This is a genomic window from Xanthomonas sp. WHRI 6106 (genome assembly GCF_040202405.1).
In the GTDB taxonomy this organism is placed as follows: Bacteria; Pseudomonadota; Gammaproteobacteria; order Xanthomonadales; family Xanthomonadaceae; genus Xanthomonas; species Xanthomonas cannabis.
Map to the genome: position 1 here is coordinate 21,593 of NZ_JBEGFC010000005.1, position 18,608 is coordinate 40,200.

Annotated in this window: 16 protein-coding genes, 1 tRNA gene and 2 pseudogenes; 10 read left to right on the forward strand and 9 right to left on the reverse strand. The window is 67.3% G+C overall.

From position 1 onward, the window contains the following. Positions 1–91: 91 nt before the first annotated feature. On the forward strand, positions 92–1,165 hold the full coding sequence (gene mutY / locus ABQZ09_RS09130; RefSeq protein ID WP_349776730.1) for an A/G-specific adenine glycosylase: 1,074 nt from the start codon (positions 92–94) through the stop codon (positions 1,163–1,165). A gap of 22 nt (positions 1,166–1,187) precedes the next feature. After that, entirely contained in the window at positions 1,188–1,466 is a 279-nt protein-coding gene (locus ABQZ09_RS09135; RefSeq protein ID WP_039410902.1) for an oxidative damage protection protein, read from the forward strand. Between the two features lie 177 nt (positions 1,467–1,643). On the opposite strand, the gene ABQZ09_RS09140 is transcribed toward ABQZ09_RS09135, so the two are convergent. Then, positions 1,644–3,269, reverse strand: coding sequence for a hybrid sensor histidine kinase/response regulator (locus ABQZ09_RS09140; protein WP_184554937.1), 1,626 nt, complete (start codon positions 3,267–3,269; stop codon positions 1,644–1,646). Between the two features lie 311 nt (positions 3,270–3,580). On the opposite strand from ABQZ09_RS09140, the pseudogene ABQZ09_RS09145 reads away from it, so the two are divergent. The 3 genes and pseudogenes from ABQZ09_RS09145 to cho all read left to right on the forward strand — a co-directional run. Beyond that, positions 3,581–4,246, forward strand: a pseudogene (locus ABQZ09_RS09145) (class I SAM-dependent methyltransferase); the annotation flags it as partial. Further along, positions 4,244–4,360, forward strand: a pseudogene (locus ABQZ09_RS19890) (KGG domain-containing protein); the annotation flags it as partial. The pseudogenes ABQZ09_RS09145 and ABQZ09_RS19890, both read left to right, overlap by 3 nt. Before the next feature lie 232 nt (positions 4,361–4,592). Further along, positions 4,593–5,447 (forward strand): excinuclease Cho, encoded by an 855-nt coding sequence (gene cho, locus ABQZ09_RS09150; RefSeq protein ID WP_349776732.1) that lies wholly within the window; start codon positions 4,593–4,595, stop codon positions 5,445–5,447. Positions 5,448–5,507: 60 nt separating this feature from the next. On the opposite strand, the gene ABQZ09_RS09155 is transcribed toward cho, so the two are convergent. Together ABQZ09_RS09155 and ABQZ09_RS09160 are read right to left on the reverse strand one after the other, a co-directional pair. After that, complete coding sequence (locus ABQZ09_RS09155) at positions 5,508–5,783, reverse strand: hypothetical protein (RefSeq protein WP_228313965.1); 276 nt, start codon at positions 5,781–5,783, stop codon at positions 5,508–5,510. Positions 5,784–6,059: 276 nt separating this feature from the next. Beyond that, positions 6,060–6,135: transfer RNA gene (locus tag ABQZ09_RS09160), tRNA-Phe, on the reverse strand. Positions 6,136–6,314: 179 nt separating this feature from the next. Here ABQZ09_RS09160 and ABQZ09_RS09165 point away from each other — a divergent pair. The 5 genes from ABQZ09_RS09165 (at position 6,315) to dxs (ending at position 12,428) form a co-directional block, all read left to right on the forward strand. Next, the gene (locus ABQZ09_RS09165) at positions 6,315–6,851 is read left to right on the forward strand and encodes a lipocalin family protein (protein WP_184554945.1); all 537 of its coding nucleotides are present in this window, start codon (positions 6,315–6,317) and stop codon (positions 6,849–6,851) included. Between the two features lie 105 nt (positions 6,852–6,956). After that, entirely contained in the window at positions 6,957–7,433 is a 477-nt protein-coding gene (locus tag ABQZ09_RS09170) for an LEA/WHy family protein (protein WP_349776733.1), read from the forward strand. A gap of 37 nt (positions 7,434–7,470) precedes the next feature. Beyond that, the gene (locus ABQZ09_RS09175) at positions 7,471–9,264 is read left to right on the forward strand and encodes an acyl-CoA dehydrogenase C-terminal domain-containing protein (protein WP_349776734.1); all 1,794 of its coding nucleotides are present in this window, start codon (positions 7,471–7,473) and stop codon (positions 9,262–9,264) included. A 365-nt stretch (positions 9,265–9,629) separates the two neighbouring features. Further along, the gene (locus ABQZ09_RS09180; protein WP_228313969.1) at positions 9,630–10,286 is read left to right on the forward strand and encodes an HNH endonuclease; all 657 of its coding nucleotides are present in this window, start codon (positions 9,630–9,632) and stop codon (positions 10,284–10,286) included. Between the two features lie 225 nt (positions 10,287–10,511). Continuing rightward, positions 10,512–12,428, forward strand: a complete 1,917-nt coding sequence (dxs, locus tag ABQZ09_RS09185; protein WP_228314301.1) for a 1-deoxy-D-xylulose-5-phosphate synthase — start codon at positions 10,512–10,514, stop codon at positions 12,426–12,428. Between the two features lie 190 nt (positions 12,429–12,618). On the opposite strand, the gene ABQZ09_RS09190 is transcribed toward dxs, so the two are convergent. Genes ABQZ09_RS09190 through ABQZ09_RS09215 form a run of 6 tightly spaced genes read right to left on the reverse strand, consistent with a single transcriptional unit; the run spans position 12,619 to position 18,434 of the window. Continuing rightward, positions 12,619–13,875 (reverse strand): glycosyltransferase, encoded by a 1,257-nt coding sequence (locus ABQZ09_RS09190; RefSeq protein ID WP_349776735.1) that lies wholly within the window; start codon positions 13,873–13,875, stop codon positions 12,619–12,621. Continuing rightward, complete coding sequence (locus ABQZ09_RS09195) at positions 13,865–14,446, reverse strand: hypothetical protein (protein ID WP_349776736.1); 582 nt, start codon at positions 14,444–14,446, stop codon at positions 13,865–13,867. Before ABQZ09_RS09195 ends, ABQZ09_RS09190 begins: the two co-directional genes overlap by 11 nt. A gap of 7 nt (positions 14,447–14,453) precedes the next feature. After that, positions 14,454–15,608: a glycosyltransferase family 21 protein gene (locus tag ABQZ09_RS09200; protein WP_228313972.1), complete on the reverse strand. Its 1,155-nt coding sequence runs from the start codon at positions 15,606–15,608 to the stop codon at positions 14,454–14,456. Continuing rightward, positions 15,599–16,558, reverse strand: a complete 960-nt coding sequence (locus tag ABQZ09_RS09205; protein ID WP_228313973.1) for an NAD-dependent epimerase/dehydratase family protein — start codon at positions 16,556–16,558, stop codon at positions 15,599–15,601. Before ABQZ09_RS09205 ends, ABQZ09_RS09200 begins: the two co-directional genes overlap by 10 nt. Then, the gene (locus tag ABQZ09_RS09210; RefSeq protein ID WP_228313974.1) at positions 16,555–17,403 is read right to left on the reverse strand and encodes an MBL fold metallo-hydrolase; all 849 of its coding nucleotides are present in this window, start codon (positions 17,401–17,403) and stop codon (positions 16,555–16,557) included. Before ABQZ09_RS09210 ends, ABQZ09_RS09205 begins: the two co-directional genes overlap by 4 nt. After that, the gene (locus tag ABQZ09_RS09215) at positions 17,403–18,434 is read right to left on the reverse strand and encodes a 3-oxoacyl-[acyl-carrier-protein] synthase III C-terminal domain-containing protein (protein WP_228313975.1); all 1,032 of its coding nucleotides are present in this window, start codon (positions 18,432–18,434) and stop codon (positions 17,403–17,405) included. Before ABQZ09_RS09215 ends, ABQZ09_RS09210 begins: the two co-directional genes overlap by 1 nt. Positions 18,435–18,608 lie beyond the last annotated feature (174 nt).

Consider the following 18,608-nt stretch of genomic DNA (forward strand, 5'->3'; position numbering starts at 1 on the left):
TCCGCTGTGGTGAGTGGACGCGCCGCACCACGCGCGTAGCAGCTTCACTCCCCCTCCCGACACCCTTGCCCTCCACCGCCAGCAGAGCACCATGCCAGCCGACCACGCCACGCCCCTTGCTGATGCCTTCGTCGAGCGCCTGCTGCACTGGTTCGACGGCCACGGTCGCCACGATCTGCCCTGGCAGCATCCACGTGCGCCGTACCGGGTGTGGCTGTCGGAGATCATGCTGCAGCAGACCCAGGTGGCGGTGGTCATTCCGTATTTCCATAAATTCGTGGCGAGCTTCCCTACGCTGGCGGATCTAGCGGCAGCCGACAATGACACCGTGATGGCGCATTGGGCCGGGCTGGGCTACTACGCCCGCGCGCGCAACCTGCATGCCGCCGCCAAACACTGCGTCGCCCTGCACGATGGCGAGCTGCCGCGCGACTTCGATGCATTGCTTGCGCTGCCGGGCATCGGCCGCAGCACGGCCGGCGCCATCCTGAGCCAGGCCTGGAACGAGCGTTTTCCGATCATGGATGGCAACGTCAAGCGTGTGCTCACGCGCGTCCACGGCATCGCCGGCTACCCCGGCCTGCCGGTGGTGGAAAAGCAGCTATGGCAACTGGCCTGGGCCCATGTTGCGCATGTGCCGGCGGGACGACTGGCCGACTACACGCAGGCGCAGATGGATTTCGGTGCCACGCTGTGCACGCGCGCCAGACCGGCGTGTATCGTGTGCCCGCTGCAGCAGGACTGCGTCGCCCGCCGCGACGGCCTGGTGGATGCCTTGCCCACTCCCAAACCCGGCAAGGAGCTGCCCGAGCGCGAAGCCACCGCCTTGCTGCTGGAAAACCTGCACGGCGAGATCCTGTTGCAACGCCGCCCGCCGACCGGCATCTGGGCCTCGTTGTGGACCCTGCCGCAGGCGGAGACCGACAGCGGCCTGCGCAGCTGGTTCGCCACCCACATCGAAGGCAACTACGAACGCGCCGATGCGATGGCGCCGCTCGTGCACACCTTTAGCCATTACCGGCTGCACCTGCAGCCCTTGCGCCTGCGCAAGGTCGCGCTGCGCGCAACGGTGCGCGACAATGACGACCTGCGTTGGGTGGCGCGCGCCGATCTCGGCTCGCTGGGCTTGCCGGCACCGATCCGCAAATTGCTCGACACGCTTTAAGCACGCCTTCAAAGGAATTCGCATGTCCCGCACCGTGTTCTGCCAGTACCAGCAATGCGACACCGACGGCCTGGATTTCGTGCCCTACCCCGGCGAGCTGGGCCAGCGCGTGTTCGCGCACATCGGCAAGACCGCCTGGCAGGCGTGGCTGGCACACCAGACCATGCTGATCAATGAAAACCGGCTGTCACCGCGCGACCCCAAGCACCGCGCGTTTCTCGAGGCCGAATTGCAGAAGTTCCTGTTCGACCGCAATGCCGACAAGCCCGAAGGCTATGTGGCACCGCTGGGCGAGGAATAGCTGGGCGGAGATTGGGGATTGGAGATTGGGGATTCGGAGTGGTTGCGGCCCGGCTTGTTGAATGCCAATCAGGCGAGGGCTGCACCGGCAACCGATCGGCCAACATGCCCCCTCGCCCGAGACGCTGTCATATGCAGGCGATGCCGATCAACGCCATCGCCCCTGCCCCTCCAGCGCCTAACCCACGCCAGTCGGGCCATCCAGCAGCATGCGGATGCGCTTGAGCAATTCCTTCTGCGTGTAGGGTTTGTTGACCACGTCGAATTCCGCACCGCCCACGTCGGTCCGCTGGATGCTGGCGTCGGCGTAGCCGGTGGTCAGCAGCACTTTCAACTTGGGCTGCATGCGACGCGCTTCGCGTGCCAGCACCACGCCATTCATGCCGCCGGGCATGATCAGATCGGTGAACAACGCATCCACCTCCGGGTGCTGTTCCAGTAGTTCGATCGCCTCGCGCCCGCTCGATGCGGACAGAATGCGGTACCCGGCATTTTCCAGGAACATCTTGGCCACCACCGCCACGTCCTGCTTGTCTTCCACCACCAGAATGGTCTCGTCGCCACCCTTGTCGATCGCGCGGCTCTTGGCCGCCTGCAAGTCGTTCTCGAATTCGCTGGAAGCCGGGAAATACAGGCGTACCGTGGTGCCCTGGTCCACCTCGCTGTAGATGCGCACCGTGCCGCCGGACTGCTTGACGAAGCCGTACACCATGGACAGCCCCAGGCCCGTACCCTGCCCCTCCTCCTTGGTGGTGAAGAACGGCTCCATGACGCGGCTGGCCACTTCCGGCGGCATGCCGCTGCCGGTATCGCTCACCGCGATGCTCACGTAGCGTCCGGGCGCCAGCTGGTGATGCATTGCCAGATCGTGGCTGGTGATCTCCACGTTCTGGGTCTGCACCGTGACTTCCTTACGCTCGGCCTGCGCCATTGCATCGCGTGCGTTGATCAACACGTTCAGCAGTGCCACCTCGGCTTGCGTGGTATCGATCTGGCAATTCCACAGCCCCTCTTCGAGCAACTGCCGCAAGGTGATGCCGCCACCCAGCGCGCGCTCGGCCATGTTGTTCATGCCCGCCACCAGGGTATTGAGATTGACCACGCGGCCGCGCAACTTCTGCTTGCGCGAGAACGCCAGCAATTGCTGGGTGAGCGTGGCGGCCTTGGCCGCAGCCGCGGCCGCATGTTCGGCGCTGAACGCGATGCGATCGGCATTGCTGCCCGCGTTGGCGGCCGCCATCATCTGGATCACTTCCAGGTGCCCGGACATTACCTGCAGCAGGTTATTGAAATCGTGCGCAATGCCACCGGTGAGTTGCCCCAGCGCTTCCATCTTCTGCGCCTGGCGCAAGGCATCCTCGGCGTCGCGGCGGCGGCTCACATCCAGCTGCGAGCCGAAGAAGTAGACCAGGTTGCCCTTGTCGTCGAACACCGGCGAGACGAATAGCGCGTTCCAGAACGAGGACCCGTCCTTGCGGTAATTGAGCACCTCGGTGGCGAATTCGCGGCGGTTGTCGATGGACTCGCGCACGTCCTGCACGCTGGCCGGGTCGGTCTCCGGGCCCTGCAGGAAGCGGCAGTTGTTGCCGATGATCTCGTCGGCCGAATACCCGGTCATTTCCAGGAACGCGCGATTGGCGAACACGATCGGATTGTCCGGCAGATGCGGGTCGGTCACCGTCATCGGCATGCGCGTGGTTTCCACGGCGGCAAAAAAGATATCCGAGCGGTGCTTCTCCACAGGCAGGCTGCGGGATTCGCTGATATGAGGCGCGCGCAGCTCTCCGTGACGGGAATCGTTCAAGTGGTGTTCTCCGCGGGGCTATTCCCGTGGCGACATTCTAGTTGGGCCCGGTGAGTTGACCCGTCACATCCATGAGCCTTTGCCGTACGGCCGCGCGCGCCGATGCAACCGAATGCAACCGGCTGGGTCGCCGTGCACTCCGGCAGCGGCCCTGCCCTCCCACGCAGACCCACGCGACCGCGTGCGCGCCGTTTTGCCGTAGCATGCGCGGGTTGTTTGCAGCTCCTGCGCCTTCGCTCTGCCACTGCGGCGGCGTCGCGCGTGCGTCTTCCCTGCCGGTGCTGATGCCTGGCCACCCATGCGATGCCACCATGTCGGGCTACCAGACCCAGATTCACGAACTGACCTTCGGGCAGCAGACCTACGTCATCCGCGCCTTGGCGGACAAGCAGCAATACGCCGACCCGGACCAGGCCGCTGCCGACGCCGGCATTTCCTCGGCGCAGTGGAGCCTGTTCGGCCAGGTGTGGCCAGCAGGCCAGTTGCTGGCCGAGGCGATGGCCACCCGTCCGATCGAGGGCAGGCGCATTCTCGAGCTCGGCTGCGGGCTGGGGCTGGCGAGCCTGGTGCTGCGCCGGCGCGGCGCCGACGTGGTGGCCAGCGACCACCATCCGCTGGCGGAAGTGTTCCTGGCCTACAACGCTGCGCTCAACGGGCTGGACGCGGTGCCGTATCGCCGGCTCGATTGGGACACTTGCGCGCCGACCATGGGGCAGTTCGACATGATCATCGCCAGCGATGTGCTCTATGAAACCCGCCACGCCACCATGCTGGCCAAGCTGATCCCCGCCCTGGCCAAACCCGCGTGCGAGATCGTGATCAGCGACCCGGGCCGCGGCAACGCCAACGCGCTCTCGCGCATGCTGGCCGAGATCGGATTCTCGTTGATCGCCGGCGAACGCCAGGCCCCGGCACAGGCAGCCAAGGCGCCGCGCCTGTTCGTCTATCGCCGCAACATGGATGCCTCGCCGCCGGCCCAGGGCGGCCAGGCGGCTCATGAAAGCGGCAACGCGCACGAGTTCAGCTCCGCAGAGGCACGCGAAGCCGGCAAGAAGGGTGGTCAGGCCAGTGGTGGCGGCAACAATCGCTAAGTAGCGCGGTGTTGATTGCAGCGGCAGCGGCAGCGGCCGAGTCTCATCGGATGAGACGGCGGGTTGGCACGCTCGCGCCCGATGACACACACCACCCGGCCACGATGCCGCCCCGGCATGAGCGCACCTGCATCGCGCATCAGCGCGATCGCAGACACCACACATCGATCGGCATGTCCGCATCGGCCCGAGCACGCCGGCGCTTGCCACTCACTGCAGCCCCGGTCGCCCCATGGCCCGGAGTGAGCGCACCCGGCGCGGCCTGAGCCCGGTGGAGTACACCTACCCCGAGCATCTGCGCAGCGCGCTGGAAACCCTGCCCGCCACGCCGGGCGTGTATCTTTTCCACGGGCAGGACGACGGACTGCCGCTATACATCGGCAAGAGCATCAATCTGCGCGGACGGGTGATGGATCATTTCCGTACGCCCCGCGAAGCCGCGCTGCTGCGTCAGACCCGCCGGGTGAGCGTGATCGAAATGGCCGGCGATCTGGGCGCGCAACTGCTGGAGTCGCAACTGATCAAATCGATGCGGCCGCTGTACAACCAGAAGCTGCGCCGCGTGCCGCGCCAGTTTTCGATCCGGCTGTATCGCGGCGAGGTGTCCATCGTGCATTCGGCCGAGAGCGACCCCGCGCTGACACCGTGGCTGTACGGGCTGTACTCGAGCCCGCGCGCCGCCAAGGAGACACTACGGCGGCTGGCCGATCGCGACCGCCTTTGCTACGGACTGCTGGGGCTGGAGAGCGTCGCTGCCGGCCGGCCATGCTTCCGCGCCATGCTCAAACGCTGCGCCGGCGCCTGCCATGGAGCGGAAACGCTGGGCGACCACGAGGAACGTCTGCGCGACGCGCTAGGGCACCTGGAACAGGCCGTCTGGCCATTTCCCGGCGCCGTGGCGGTGAAGGAACAGGGCGCGCATCTGACCCAGTTCCACGTGCTGCGCGACTGGCACTACCTGGGCAGCACGGCCTCGTTGGCCGCCGCGCGCAAACTGAAGTCGGCGCCGGGAGACTTCGATCGCGACAGTTATCGCATCCTGCGCAAAGGCCTGCACACCCATCTGCACTGCGTGGCGCTGCTTTGATGCGCGTCGGCGCGGCGCCGCGCCGGAGCGCACCAGGCGCCCGCACCAACCGGCGAGCTGCTAACCCTCTTCGGCCGGGCCCGCCCGGTACTCCTTCGGGTCCAGAAAATCTGCCAGGCACGATCCCACACGCAATGCCTGTTCGCGCGCGTCACCGCGATACTCGCCTTCGCCGGCGCCCTCGATGGTGGCCACCGGCGCCGCACGGTCGCGGTGATAAACGAACGCGGTCGACAGCCAGCGGGTGTCGCCCGGGGCCTGACTTTCCATGGTCTCCACGCGGAATTCACCGCAGTAGCCATGGATCAAGGTGCGTCGAAGAGTCTTGTGCGTCATGCGCACAGTATTGCCGCGCCAGGTTGAAGATGACGTGGAAACCCGCTGCAACATCCGCACAGATGCGCAACAGCAGCTGCAGCCGGACGATCTGGACAGCGGAGCAGCATTGCCATCGCGCCACAGCGTCGATGCCAGCGCGGCGCCGATATCCGGCACGCATGAAAACGCACGCGTTAGCGCAATCGCCCCGGGCTGGGACAACATAACGTGCAACGAGGGGAAGACGACGGATCCGGATCTAACCGGAAAGCCTTGCGAACGCAGGCTTGAAAATGGTGGCCGAGGACGGAATCGAACCGCCGACACGGGGATTTTCAATCCCCTGCTCTACCAACTGAGCTACTCGGCCACTACCTGCAACGCGATGCCTGCGTTGCGAGGAGGCGCATCATAGCGAGCAGGCGCACTTTGGGCAAGCGTTGTGACCAACTTTGTTGCAGGGTGGTGGCGTCGCCTGATTTCTTGCACCGGTTCACGCCGCGCAGGGAGGCGCATCGCCTAGCCTGCGCGCGTCCATCGGAGATCGTCATGCGCCTGTCTTGCCTGCTGTGGTCGTGCCTCGCCCTGCTGCCACTGGCTGCGTCCGCGCAGCAAACGGTGCGCGCGGTTCCGCAGCTGGATATCTCGCGCTACGCAGGGCAGTGGCATGAGATCGCGCATCTACCGGTGTCGTTTCAGAAAAAGTGCCGCAGCGATATCACCGCCAGCTACACCTTGCGCGACGATGGCTTGATCGGCGTGCGCAATGGCTGCCGCACCGCCGATGGCAGCCTGACCCAGGCCGATGGCGTGGCGCGACCGGTCGACGGCCATCCGGGGCAGTTGCAGGTACGCTTCGCGCCCGAATGGCTGAGCTGGCTGCCGCTGGTCTGGGCCGATTATTGGGTGATCGCGCTCGACCCGGACTATCAATGGGCGCTGGTCGGCGAGCCGGATCGCAACTATCTGTGGATCCTGTCGCGCTCGCCACAGATGCCGCGTGCGCAGTTCGAGCAGCTCAAGGCCCGTGCCACGCAGATGGGCTACGACCTGTCGCCGCTGATCGTGGCCGCGCCCGTGCTGTGAGCCGGGCACCCTGCTCCCGGGCAGGCGGGGCTGGCATCGGGCGCAAGGCGGCGTCCGTACTGCGTAGTATTCTTGGCGCCGCCTCAGCCGCCAAGGATCCCTTACATGCATCGTGCCTCCCGCCTCCTGATCGTGTCGCTGGCCTGTGGCCTGCTGTTGAGCGCTTGCGGCGGCGCGGTGCGCCGCGTGTCCGAGCCGGCCGCCAGCATCCAGCAGCTCACCGTCCGCGCCGATGGCAACTGGTCGGTCGACCTGCGCCTGCAGAACTACAGCAGCATCCCGATGCAGTTCGAGCGCGTGGCGCTGGAGATCTCTGCCGGCGAGCAGGTGGCCGGCAAGCTCGACCAGGCGGTGGGCATGTCCATCGGCCCGGAAACCGCCGATATCGTCACCGTCACCGTGCAGCCCACCTCGCTGGGGCGGATCACCGTGGCCGACGTGCTGGCCGGTGGCCGATCGCTGCCGTACACGCTCAAGGGCACCGTCTGGGCCACCCCCCAGGACAAGAAACAACGCGAGTTCGCGGTGGAATCGCGCAACACGCTCAGCCCGGCCCCCGGCCTCAACGGCGTGCTGCGCTGACGCGCACGCCCTCCCGCACCCGCTTCAAGGATCCCACATGAGCAGCTACGCCGCCCCGCTGACCGATTTCCGCTTTGCCCTGCACGACGTGCTTGGCGCCGAAGCGCTGTTCGCCCGCCTCGGCTACACGGAGGCCAGCACCGACATCATCGACGCCGTGCTCGAAGAGGCCGGCCGCTTCACCTCGCAAGTGCTGGCGCCGCTCAATAGCGTGGGTGACGAAATCGGCTGCGCCTTCGACAAGAGCACCCATGCGGTGACCACTCCGCCCGGCTTCCGCGCCGCCTACGACCAGTTCGTGGACAGCGGCTGGAATGGCCTGACCGCCGAGCCGGAGTTTGGCGGCCAAGGCATGCCGCATCTGCTGGGTGTGCCGCTGAACGAGATGATCAACTCGGCCAACCTGGCCTGGGGCAACTTCCCGCTGCTCTCGCATGGCGCTACCGAAGCGCTGCGCCAGCATGGCGAAGCCTGGCAGCAGGAGGTCTTTCTCAAGCCGCTGATCGACGGCCGCTGGACCGGCACTATGTGCCTGACCGAGCCGCATTGCGGCACCGACCTGGGCCTGCTCAAGACCCGTGCCGAACCCAACGCCGACGGCAGCTACGCCATCACCGGCACCAAGATCTTCATCACCGCCGGCGAGCACGACCTCACCGACAACATCGTGCATCTGGTGCTGGCCAAGCTGCCGGACGCACCGGCCGGCGCCAAGGGCATCTCGCTGTTCGTCACGCCCAAGTTCAAGGTGGCCCGTGACGGCACGGTGGGCGAGCGCAACGCGCTGCATTGCGGCTCCATCGAACACAAGATGGGCATCAAGGGCTCGGTGACCTGCGTGATGAACTTCGAAGGCTCTCAGGGCTACCTGGTCGGGCAGCCGCACAAGGGCCTGCAGGCGATGTTTACCATGATGAACACCGCCCGCCTGAGCGTGGGACTGCAAGGCATCGGGCTGTCCGAGCGCGCTTATCAGAACGCCCTGCGCTACACCCGCGAGCGCCTGCAGTCGCGCGCGCTCAGTGGCGCCAAATTCCCCGACAAGCCGGCCGACCCGATCATCGTGCATCCGGACGTGCGCCGCATGCTGCTGACCATCAAGTCGCTGACCGAAGGCAGCCGCCTGCTGGCGCTGCACGCTGCCAGCCTTGTCGACGTGGCCCACCGCGGCGAATCCGAGCAAGAACGCGCCGATGCCGAAACGCTGGTGAGCTTTCTCACCCCGATTTCCAAGGCCTGCCAGACCGAGTGGTCGATCGAAAACACCTACCACGCGCTGCAGTGCTTCGGCGGCCACGGCTACATCCGCGAATACGGCATGGAGCAGCTGGCGCGCGACGCGCGCATCACCACCATCTACGAAGGCACCACCGGCATCCAGGCGCTGGACCTGATCGGCCGCAAGACCGCCGCCAGCCAGGCTGCCGGCCTGAAGCTGTTCCTGGCCGATCTGGAAACCTTCGCCAATGCGCAGGAAGGCAACGCGGCACTGGCCGAGTTCATCAAGCCGCTGCGCGACAAGGCCAGCGAATGGGCCATGCTGACCCGCGACGTGCTCGATCGCGCCGCGCGCAACCCCGACGAGCTGGGCGCGGCCAGCTACGACTACCTGTTTTATTCTGGCTACGTGGTGCTGGCGTATTGGTGGGCGCGCAGCGTTGCCGCGGCCGACGCGTCGGCCCATGGCGAGGAGTTCAAGCGCGCCAAGCGCGAGACCGCGCGTTTCTACTTCGCCCGCATCCTGCCGCGCACCTTGACCCACGCCGCCACCATCCGCAGCGGCGCCGCGCCGTTGATGACGTTGGACGCGGAGCTGTTCGGCGAAGGCTGAGCGCCATCGCATAGCCCGGGTCTGCCGCCGTCGTAGGAGCGGACCTGGCTGCGACGAGGCGGTACCGATCGGCAAGATATCGCGCCCGGGTGCGCTCCTACGGCAACATCGCAAGATTTCGCCGCTGTCGTAGGAGCGGACCTGGCCGCGACGAGGCGGTACCGATCGGCAACACGTTGCGCCCGAGTGAGTTCCTGTGGCTAAGTGAGGCCTGCAACGGGTCTGAACATTGGTGGCGCAGCGCGGCGGCATCGCCGCCGGAGCGGCTGGGCGGGGACGTGCTGGCCCTTGATTGCAAGACACGCGCCAACGCCGTTCGCCGCGATACACAAACTGTCAACGATCGGGTATAAGCTGTTGTCCCGATGGAGACAGACACGCACGTATGTGATGTGATCTTCCCCGGAGGCGCCTCTGCCCCGGTCGCGGGCAGCGCTGTCGCTGCGATCCAGCCACTTCCCAGCCTGCGCCTGCTGTCGCTCGATGCGCACGGCCGGGTGCTGGACTGGATCAACTGGCAGGATGCCGCCTGCCTGTATGCACGCGATGCGGTGTCCTGGACGCTGGGCGAGCCCTGCATGCAGATCCACGGCGGCATTTCGCGGGTGACCGGCGAGCGCAGCACACTGGAGCTGCACCCGATCATCGCCGCGCGCGGCCACGCCCGCTCGCGTGCGCTGGACCCGACCCCGACGCTCAGCAATACCGCCCTGTTCGCGCGCGACTCGCAACTGTGCATGTACTGCGGCCAGCACTTCAGCCGCCCGCACCTCACCCGCGACCACGTCATGCCGGTCTCCAAGGGCGGGCGCGATACCTGGGAGAACGTGGTCACCGCGTGCTTCCAGTGCAACTCGCGCAAGGCCAACCGCACGCCGCAGCAGGCGCACATGCCGCTGCTGGCGGTGCCGTACCGGCCGAGCTGGATCGAGCACCTGATCCTGTCCAACCGCAATATCCTGTCGGACCAGATGGCCTTCCTGCGTGCGCAGCTGCCCAAGCGCTCGAAGCTGTCGCTGTAGGGCGCGGGTGCCCTGCGGCGCACGCGTCGATGCAGTGCAGGGACGGCAACGGCGCAAGCGCCATGGCGATCGCTGCGGTAGCACTGGCCGCGTGCGCCACCGACCACGCTGCAAAGCGCTCACGATGGCGCGCTCGACCATTACCGCCGGCTGACAGCTGAACCGGTTTGCTTGCCCGGCCTTCGCCTGGGGAGGACAATGTGGTTTCAGAAGATTGACACGATGATGATCGACTCCACCCGCTACCCGCGCCTGTCCCGCATCCAGACCCCCGACGACCTGCGCAGCTTCGACGAGGCCGATCTTGCGGCGATCGCCGACGAGCTGCGTGCCTATCTCATCGAATCGGTGGGCAAGAGCGGCGGGCACTTTGCCGCCGGCCTGGGCGTGATCGAACTCACCGTGGCCCTGCACTACCTGTATCAGACGCCGGTCGATCAGCTGGTGTGGGACGTCGGGCATCAGACCTACCCGCACAAGATCCTCACCGGCCGTCGCGACCAGATCCACACGGTCAAGCAGAAGGACGGCGTGGCGCCGTTTCCCAAGCGCGAAGAGAGCATCTACGACACCTTTGGCGTCGGCCATTCGTCCACCTCGATCTCGGCCGCGCTGGGCATGGCGATCGCCGCGCAGCGCAACGGCGACGACCGCAAGGTGGTCGCCGTGATCGGCGATGGCGCCATGACCGCCGGCATGGTCTACGAGGCGCTCAACCACGCCGGCGGGATGGACCCGGAGCCGAACCTGCTGGTGGTGCTCAACGACAACCGCATGTCGATCTCCGAGGCGGTGGGCGGGCTGACCAAGATGCTGGGCCGTGCCAGCGGCAGCCGTACCCTCAATGCCATCCGCGAGGGCGGCAAGAAGATCCTCGGCGACAAGAAGAACAATCCCACCGCGCGCTTCGTGCGGCGCTGGGAGGAGCACTGGAAGGGCATGTTCGTGCCGTCCACCCTGTTCGAGGAAATGGGCTTCCATTACACCGGCCCGATCGACGGCCACGACCTGCCCAGCCTGGTGAGCGCGCTCAAGACCCTCAAGACCCTCAAGGGCCCGCAGCTGCTGCACGTCATCACCACCAAGGGCAAGGGCTACGAGCTGGCCGAAGGCGACCAGATCGGCTATCACGCCGTGGGCCCGTTCGACCCGAGCAAGGGCCTGGTGGCCAAGGCCGGCGCCAGGAAGCCGACCTATACCGACGTGTTCAGCGACTGGGTCTGCGACATGGCGGCGGCCGAGCCCAAGCTGCTGGTGATCACCCCGGCGATGCGCGAAGGCTCCGGCCTGGTGCGTTTCAGCAAGGAATACCCGCAGCGCTATTTCGACGTCGCGATCGCCGAGCAACACGCGGTGACGCTGGCCGCCGGCATGGCCACGCAAGGTGCCAAGCCGGTAGTGGCGATCTATTCCACCTTCCTTCAGCGCGGCTACGACCAGCTGGTGCACGACGTGGCGGTGCAGCAGCTGGACGTGCTGTTCGCGATCGACCGGGGCGGCGTGGTCGGCCCGGATGGCGCCACCCATGCCGGAAACCTGGATCTGAGCTTCCTGCGCTGCGTGCCGCACATGGTGGTCATGGCACCGGCCGACGAAGCCGAATGCCGGCAGATGCTGAGCACCGGCGTGCGTTACGAAGGCCCGGCCGCAGTGCGTTACCCGCGCGGCACCGGACCCGGCGTGGCGCTGGACGCCTCGCTGGCCACCCTGCCCATCGGCAAGGCGCAGCTGCGTCATAACGGGTCGCGCATTGCGCTGCTGGGCTTTGGCGTGACTGTGGAAGCCGCGGAAGCGGTCGGCCGCGAACTTGGCCTGACCGTGGTCAACATGCGCTTCGTCAAACCGCTCGACAAGACCATGCTGCTGGAGCTGGCCAGGACCCACGACGGCTTCGTCACCATCGAAGACAATGTGGTTGCCGGCGGTGCGGGCTCGGGCGTGTCCGAGTTGCTCAATGCCGAGGGCGTGACCATGCCGATGCTGCAGCTGGGCCTGCCGGACAGCTTCCAGCATCACGCCAGCCGCGAAGACCTGCTGGCCGAAGCCGGCATCGACCAGGCCGGCATCCGCGCTGCGGTGCTCAAGCGCTGGCCGCAACTGATGACGACCCACACGCCGCCATTGAACGCAGCGGCGGGTTGATTTCAACCGGCGCCCCGCGCGGTTCGGCTGGCGCCTGGGGAACGCCCGGGCTGCACTGACCGGGCCCGCCTGTGACGCGCGTTGTGTCCCTGGCCCACATGCGGGGGCTTGCCTGGGCTTCAATAGGTACGGCCAGCCTGTGCCGCCTGCACGCCACCATGCCGCCGCGGGCGTCGCTGGCGCGGTGGCGTCACTCCTGCAGTAGCGCGCCGGTACCTGCGAACGCTTGCACCAGCTGCACGACGCGCTGCTGCGCGTGGATCGCCTGCAGCTCCGCCTGCAGGCGACGTACGCCGCACGGCGGCTCGGTCGCGGCAAGGGCGTCGTCCAGTCGCGCCGGCAGCTCATCCAGATTGCGCAGCCAGGTTGCCGCACCGGCGGCCTGCAGACGCGCGGCGTGGTCGAACTGGTCGTAGTCCAGCGGATACACAATCGCAGGCAGCCCCGCTGCCAGACAGGCGTAGAGGATGCCGGCACCGCCGTGGTGGACGACCAGCGCGTACCGCGGCAGATGCTGCACGTAATCCACGTACGGCAGTCGCTGATAATTGCCCTGCCCCTGCTGCTGCGGCGCGGCCGTATCGCCATCGCTGAAATGAAAGATCACCTCGGGGAACCGCGGCGCCAGCGCGCGCAATACCTCGTCCACGCGCTGTTTGACCCACTGCAGATGCGTGCCCAGCGTCACCAGCACATGCCGGCGCCCGTCGACGAAGCCGGGAGGCGCCACCTCGGACGGCGGCGTGCACAGTTGTGGCCCTACAAAGCGCGAGGCGGCGGGCCAGCGCTGGGCGAACTCGAACGCGGGCACGCCCAGCGCCAGGATGCACTGCGGCGAATACACCGCCTCGCTGCGGTCGCGGCGGTACAGCGCCGGCAACCCGCACGCGCGCATCTGGCGGCGATAGCAGGCATGCAAGCTGCGCTTGAAGCCGCGCGTCAGCCGCCGCGCCAGCGCATGCCACATGCGCTGGCGCAGGGTGGTGGCCGGTAGCAGCCCACCGAAGTAGGCCGGCGGCCCGTCGCCGGTTTCGATCACGCACGGCGACGGCATGCTGGTCCACCATGCGATCCCCATCGCCTGCGCGGCCAGCCCGGCGCTGGGCAGGGTGAAATCGACGATCACCAGATCCGGCCGTCGTGCGCGCCAGTCCGTCTTCAGCGCATCGCCCAGCTGCGCCATCAGGCCGAGCGCGGCGTGCAGCTGGCGGCGCAGGCGCAACGGATGATGGCCTACCGCATGCGGTGGGTTGGCAATGTCCAGCAGCACCCGATCGGCCTGCGCGTCCAGCACGCTGACCGCGCGCAGCCCGCACGCCGCAATGCGCGCCTGCGCCGCCGGCGTACTGATGACGCGCACATCGTGGTGAGGCGTCAGCTGGCGGGCAATGGCCAGGATCGGATGCAGGTGGCCGCTGTACGGCGGGGCGACGAGATCAATCCGCACGCAGGCTGCTCCGCAAGCACTGCTCGACCTCGGCAACGAAGGCCTGGCAGCTGGCCAGCACGCTCACGCTGCGCAGATAGTCCATGTGGCCACAGCGCGGCGCGTGCGCCACCGCACCATCGAACAGCGCGCGCGAGAGCCAATCGCCGCGCCCCTGCACCACGCTGACCTGCCCGAACGCGTCAGGCGCCCGGCAGACCGGCCCATAGGCGAACACGGCCAGGCGCGCACGCGCCGACTGCGGCAACTGCAGGGCCGTCAACAACTGCAAGCCGCAACTGCCGGCCAGCAGCACGGTCATCGGGGTGTGCTGCAGCAACGCAGCCACGCGCGCGCGATCGGCAGATGCGACGCGCCCGGCGCGCGCGCCCAGATACTGGCGCGCGTTGGACAGGCTTGCGCGCCACAGCGGGGTGCGCCGATGCGGCGCGCTGTCTGGGCGATACGGGTAATTGCAGTCGATCAGCCGGCGGCCCGCACCCTGCAACGCCTGCAGAAACTGCTGCTGCTCCGCGCTCAAGGCGCAGCGTGCCCGGTCGCTCTGCCCGGTCAGGAACGCGATCTGCAGCAAGGGGCGCTCATTCGGCACGAAAGCGACCGTTCGCGAGTACGCGGTAGCGGCGGGTGCGCCAGCGGATGGTGCGCACCCCTGCAGCGTGCAGCAGGTGCAGCGGCTGCAGACACTCCGCGCACACCGACAGCAGCGGACGGTGGCGCAGCGCACCGGTCACGCGCCATTGCACGGCGCACAGCAGCAGTGCGCGGAGCAGCAAGGTGGCAACCACAATGGCTGCCCCCGGCCAGGCGGGCGGCATGCACGCACACAGCAACATGGCCAGCAGCACGACCGGCGGCAATCCTTGCAGCAACACGATGGCCCCACGCACGCGCACGGGTTGCTGCCGCAGCAGGATCAACCCGAACAGCATCCACCGGTGCATCTGGCGTGCATAGCTCGCCAGGTCCGGCAGTGCGGTGCGCATCTCCACCGGCGCGGTGGATTGCCACAGGCGCCCTCCCCGTTCGCGCACCAGCGACGCGACGGCAAGATCGTCGGTCAGCTGGTCCAGCAGTGCGGCAAAGCCGCCCCAGGCACGCAGCTGCGCAGTCCGCGCGGCATAGCACATGCCATTGAGTGTCACCGGCGCCGCAAACGGCAGCCAGCCCAGGTAGGTGAGCGCAGCATTGTTGTTGACGAATTGCGAGAGCAGGCGCCCCGCCAGCGTGTCGCTGTCGCGGTAATACGGCAACGCGGTCACGACGTCGGCATGGGTGAGGTCGTGCAACATCTGCGTCAGGGCGTGGCTGCCAAGGTGCGCGTCATCGTCCAGGATCAGGCTGATCGGCGCACGCACGCCCGGCAAGGCGTGCTGCAGTTTCCAGGCCTTGGGGTTGATGCCCGGTGGCGCCGGCGGCACCAGCATGCGGGCAATCCGCACCTGTGGAAACCGGGCGATCAGCGCATCGGCCACCGTGTTGCCTGCGATGTCGTCTGCATCCAGCAACCACACGAACTGCACCCGTGGCAGGGCTCGCAGGTTGGACGCCAGCACCTCCTGCAGGTGCGCATCACCGCCGAGAATCGGTTGCAGCACGGCCACCTCGGCCTGCGTTGCGGCGATACCGCCAGCCAGGCCGGGGTGCGCGCCGCGCATGACCCGCAACGCGGCTGCAGACTTGATCAGCAGCAGGCCCAGATACGCGGCAGCCAGGGCGAGCGTGGCTAGGCCCACTGTGCAGCCTGCCAGCGCACGAATGCCTCGATGCCTGCATCCAGACCAACACTGGGCAGGCCCAGATCGGCCAGCATGCGGTGTGGATTGAAGGTCTTGGAATAGGCAAAGACGCCCACCCCAAACCGGGTGATCGGCGGCTCGCCACGTAACCGCAGCACGCGGTAGAGACCTTCGACCACGCTGGCCATGCGCAGCGCAGTGCCGATGCGGACCTGGCGTTGCGGCATGGGCAGATGCAGCCGCGCCAGCACCTCCAGCAACAGCTGCTGCACATCCACCGGCTGCGCGTTGGTGAGGTTGTAGGACCGCTGCAACTGCGGCGCCGTGGCCGCGCGATAGAGGTAATCGCAGAGCGTATCGATGTAGATCAGATCGCCGATCACCGGCTGGGTCTGCCCGATGAAACGCGGCAGCGCGCCCTTGCGTGCGGCGGCGATCACGCGTGGAAACAGCACCGTGTCCCCCGGTCCGAACACCGCACGCGGACGCAGCACCGACGCCTGGCCCGGATAGCGCTCCAGCAGGGTTTCGCCCAGGTATTTGGTCTGCGCGTAGGTATTGACGAAGTGCGGGCCGATCGGACTGTGCTCGTCCAGATCGTATTGATGCGCTTCCCGGTAGAACACCGAACTGGAGGACACGTACAGCAGACGCGGGCAGCCGTGTTGCTTGCAGAAGTCGATGACATTGGCGGTGGCCTGCACGTTGTGCAGCTGGAACTGCGCGCGCGTCCCCCAGGGCGAGGCCAGCGCTGCCGCGTGGATCACCACGTCCGGTTGCCACTCCAGCGAGAACGGCCGACTCAGGTCGATGCGATGGTAGTTGGGCAGATCGCTGGCACGTCGACCGATGCCATGGATCTCCAGCCCGGGCTGCCCCTGGAACCGGCGCAGGAAGGCGCCGCCGACAAAACCGGACGCGCCGGTCACGAGAATGCGCAGCGTCATCGCCACTCCGGCTGGTAACGGTCAAGACTGGGTTGGCAGTGCGACGGCAGGATGGCCAGCTCTGGGTGCGCCTGTGCCAGGCCATGCAGGTGATGCACGGTGCGCTGGAAGGCGCGCCAGTCGTGCATCAGCAGGCGCGTCGGCCACGCCGGCCACTGCAGGGTAGCCAGGGTTGCGTGGGACCACACCGCATCTGCGCACAGCAGTACCTGCCGGTCATGCGCATCGCGCAGCCACAGGCCCATTTGCCCCGGGACATGCCCGGGCAGCGGCACTGCCAGCACGCTGCCGTCCTCGAACAGGTCATAGGCTGCGCCCAGCCCCTGCCAGGCGCCGCCCAGCGCGCGCTGCGGCGCCTGCTCGGCAAATTGCAGGCGCCGATCGAAGTCGTCTGGCAGTAGCTGCGGCAGCAAGGCACGTCGCAAGCCGCCCAGGCGTGAACAGCTGCGCAGCTGCTGGTAATCGGCACCCAGGCAGATGAAGCGCGCATTCGGCAGGTCGCGCAGACCGCCGATATGGTCGGCATGGAAATGCGAAATCAGGCACCAGGCAATGTCCTCCAGCTGCACGCCGCACCGCGCCAGTTGCGCGCCCAGGGTCTCGTGCGTGGGCAGGGTCACCGGTGTCGTCCAGCGATACACACGCTCCGGCCAGGGATCGGTGGCATCGAAAAAATGCGTGGCATAACCGGTGTCGTAGAGCAGCGCTCCGCGCTGCGGATGCCGGATCAACACGCTCAACGCGGGGAACTCCACCGCATGCCAGTGGCCATCCGCACGCACCATGCGCTCGCAATGACGGCAGTGACCGACACGCAACAGCGCGATGGACACGCGCGTGGCCATCAGTACCGCAACACCATGCCACCGATCGCCAGGCCGGCGCCGGTACCGAGCAGTGCGAACACGTCGCCGCGTTGCAACTGCCGGTCCACGCATGCGTGATGCAAGGCATGCGGGAGCGAGGCAGCCACCTGGTTGCCGGTGGCGTGCAGGATGCGCACGACCTGCTCGCTGCGCAACCCCAGCGTCTGCACGACATGATCCAGCCCACCGCCGGAGGCCTGATGCGGCACCAGACAGCGCAGCTGCGCCGTGCTGGTGCCGGCCTCGCGCAGCAACTGCTCCCAGAATGTGGGCAGATGGCGCGCTGCAAACCGGTAGGCGCCGCGGCCGTCCATCCAGAACAGGCGTGAGGCAGCGCGTGCGTCGTCGTCGCCCTGTGGTGCACGGGTGCCGCCGCCGCGGATGCGGCACAGGTCCGCGCCGCTGCCGTAGCTGGACAGCCGGCTGGACAGCAGTGCCGAGCCGTGGTCTGCGCTGCTGCGCCCGACCACCACTGCAGCGGCGCCATCGCCAAACAGCCCGGCAGTGGCCGGCACCGTGTCGTCCAGGCCGGCCGATGCCACTTCGCTGGAGACGATCAGCACGCGTCGATAGCGGCCAAGTGCCAGCGCATTGGCCGCCGTGTCCAGTGCCACCAGAAAGCTCAGGCAGGTCGCGTTGACATCGAATGCCGGAATGCCGGAATCGCCCAGCCCCAATGCACGCTGGATCAAGACCGCCTGGCAGGGAATCGGCTGCTCCATCACGCTGCAGGCCGAGATCAGGCAATCCACCTCAGCGGCATCGATGCCGGCGTTTGCCAGTGCCTGCTGCGCGGCAGCGGCGCCCATCGAAGATGCCGTCTCGCCCTCGCCCACGTAGTAACGCGTTTCGACACCCAGCCGGGCAACGGTGGTTCCCGCCGGCAGTTGCCAGCGCTCGTCCAGCGCCTGCGAGGTCACCTGCCTGGCCGGGACGTGGCGCCCGGTGCCCAGGATGCGCAGCGGCAATGCGTTCAACACGGAGCTCTCGGCGAAGAAGGCGCGCAGCATACCTTGGCTGGAACAGTCGGCCTAACCGTCCTGGATGGCGAGATGCCCATTCCTCTGCAGTGTCATTCCACACCACAGTGCGGCATCGCTCCCACGAGGGCGTGCGGCACGCCCTGCTGGCACGGCTGCAAGCCTTGCGTGTCCGGCATCGCGCGCGAACTCCGGCATGCACTG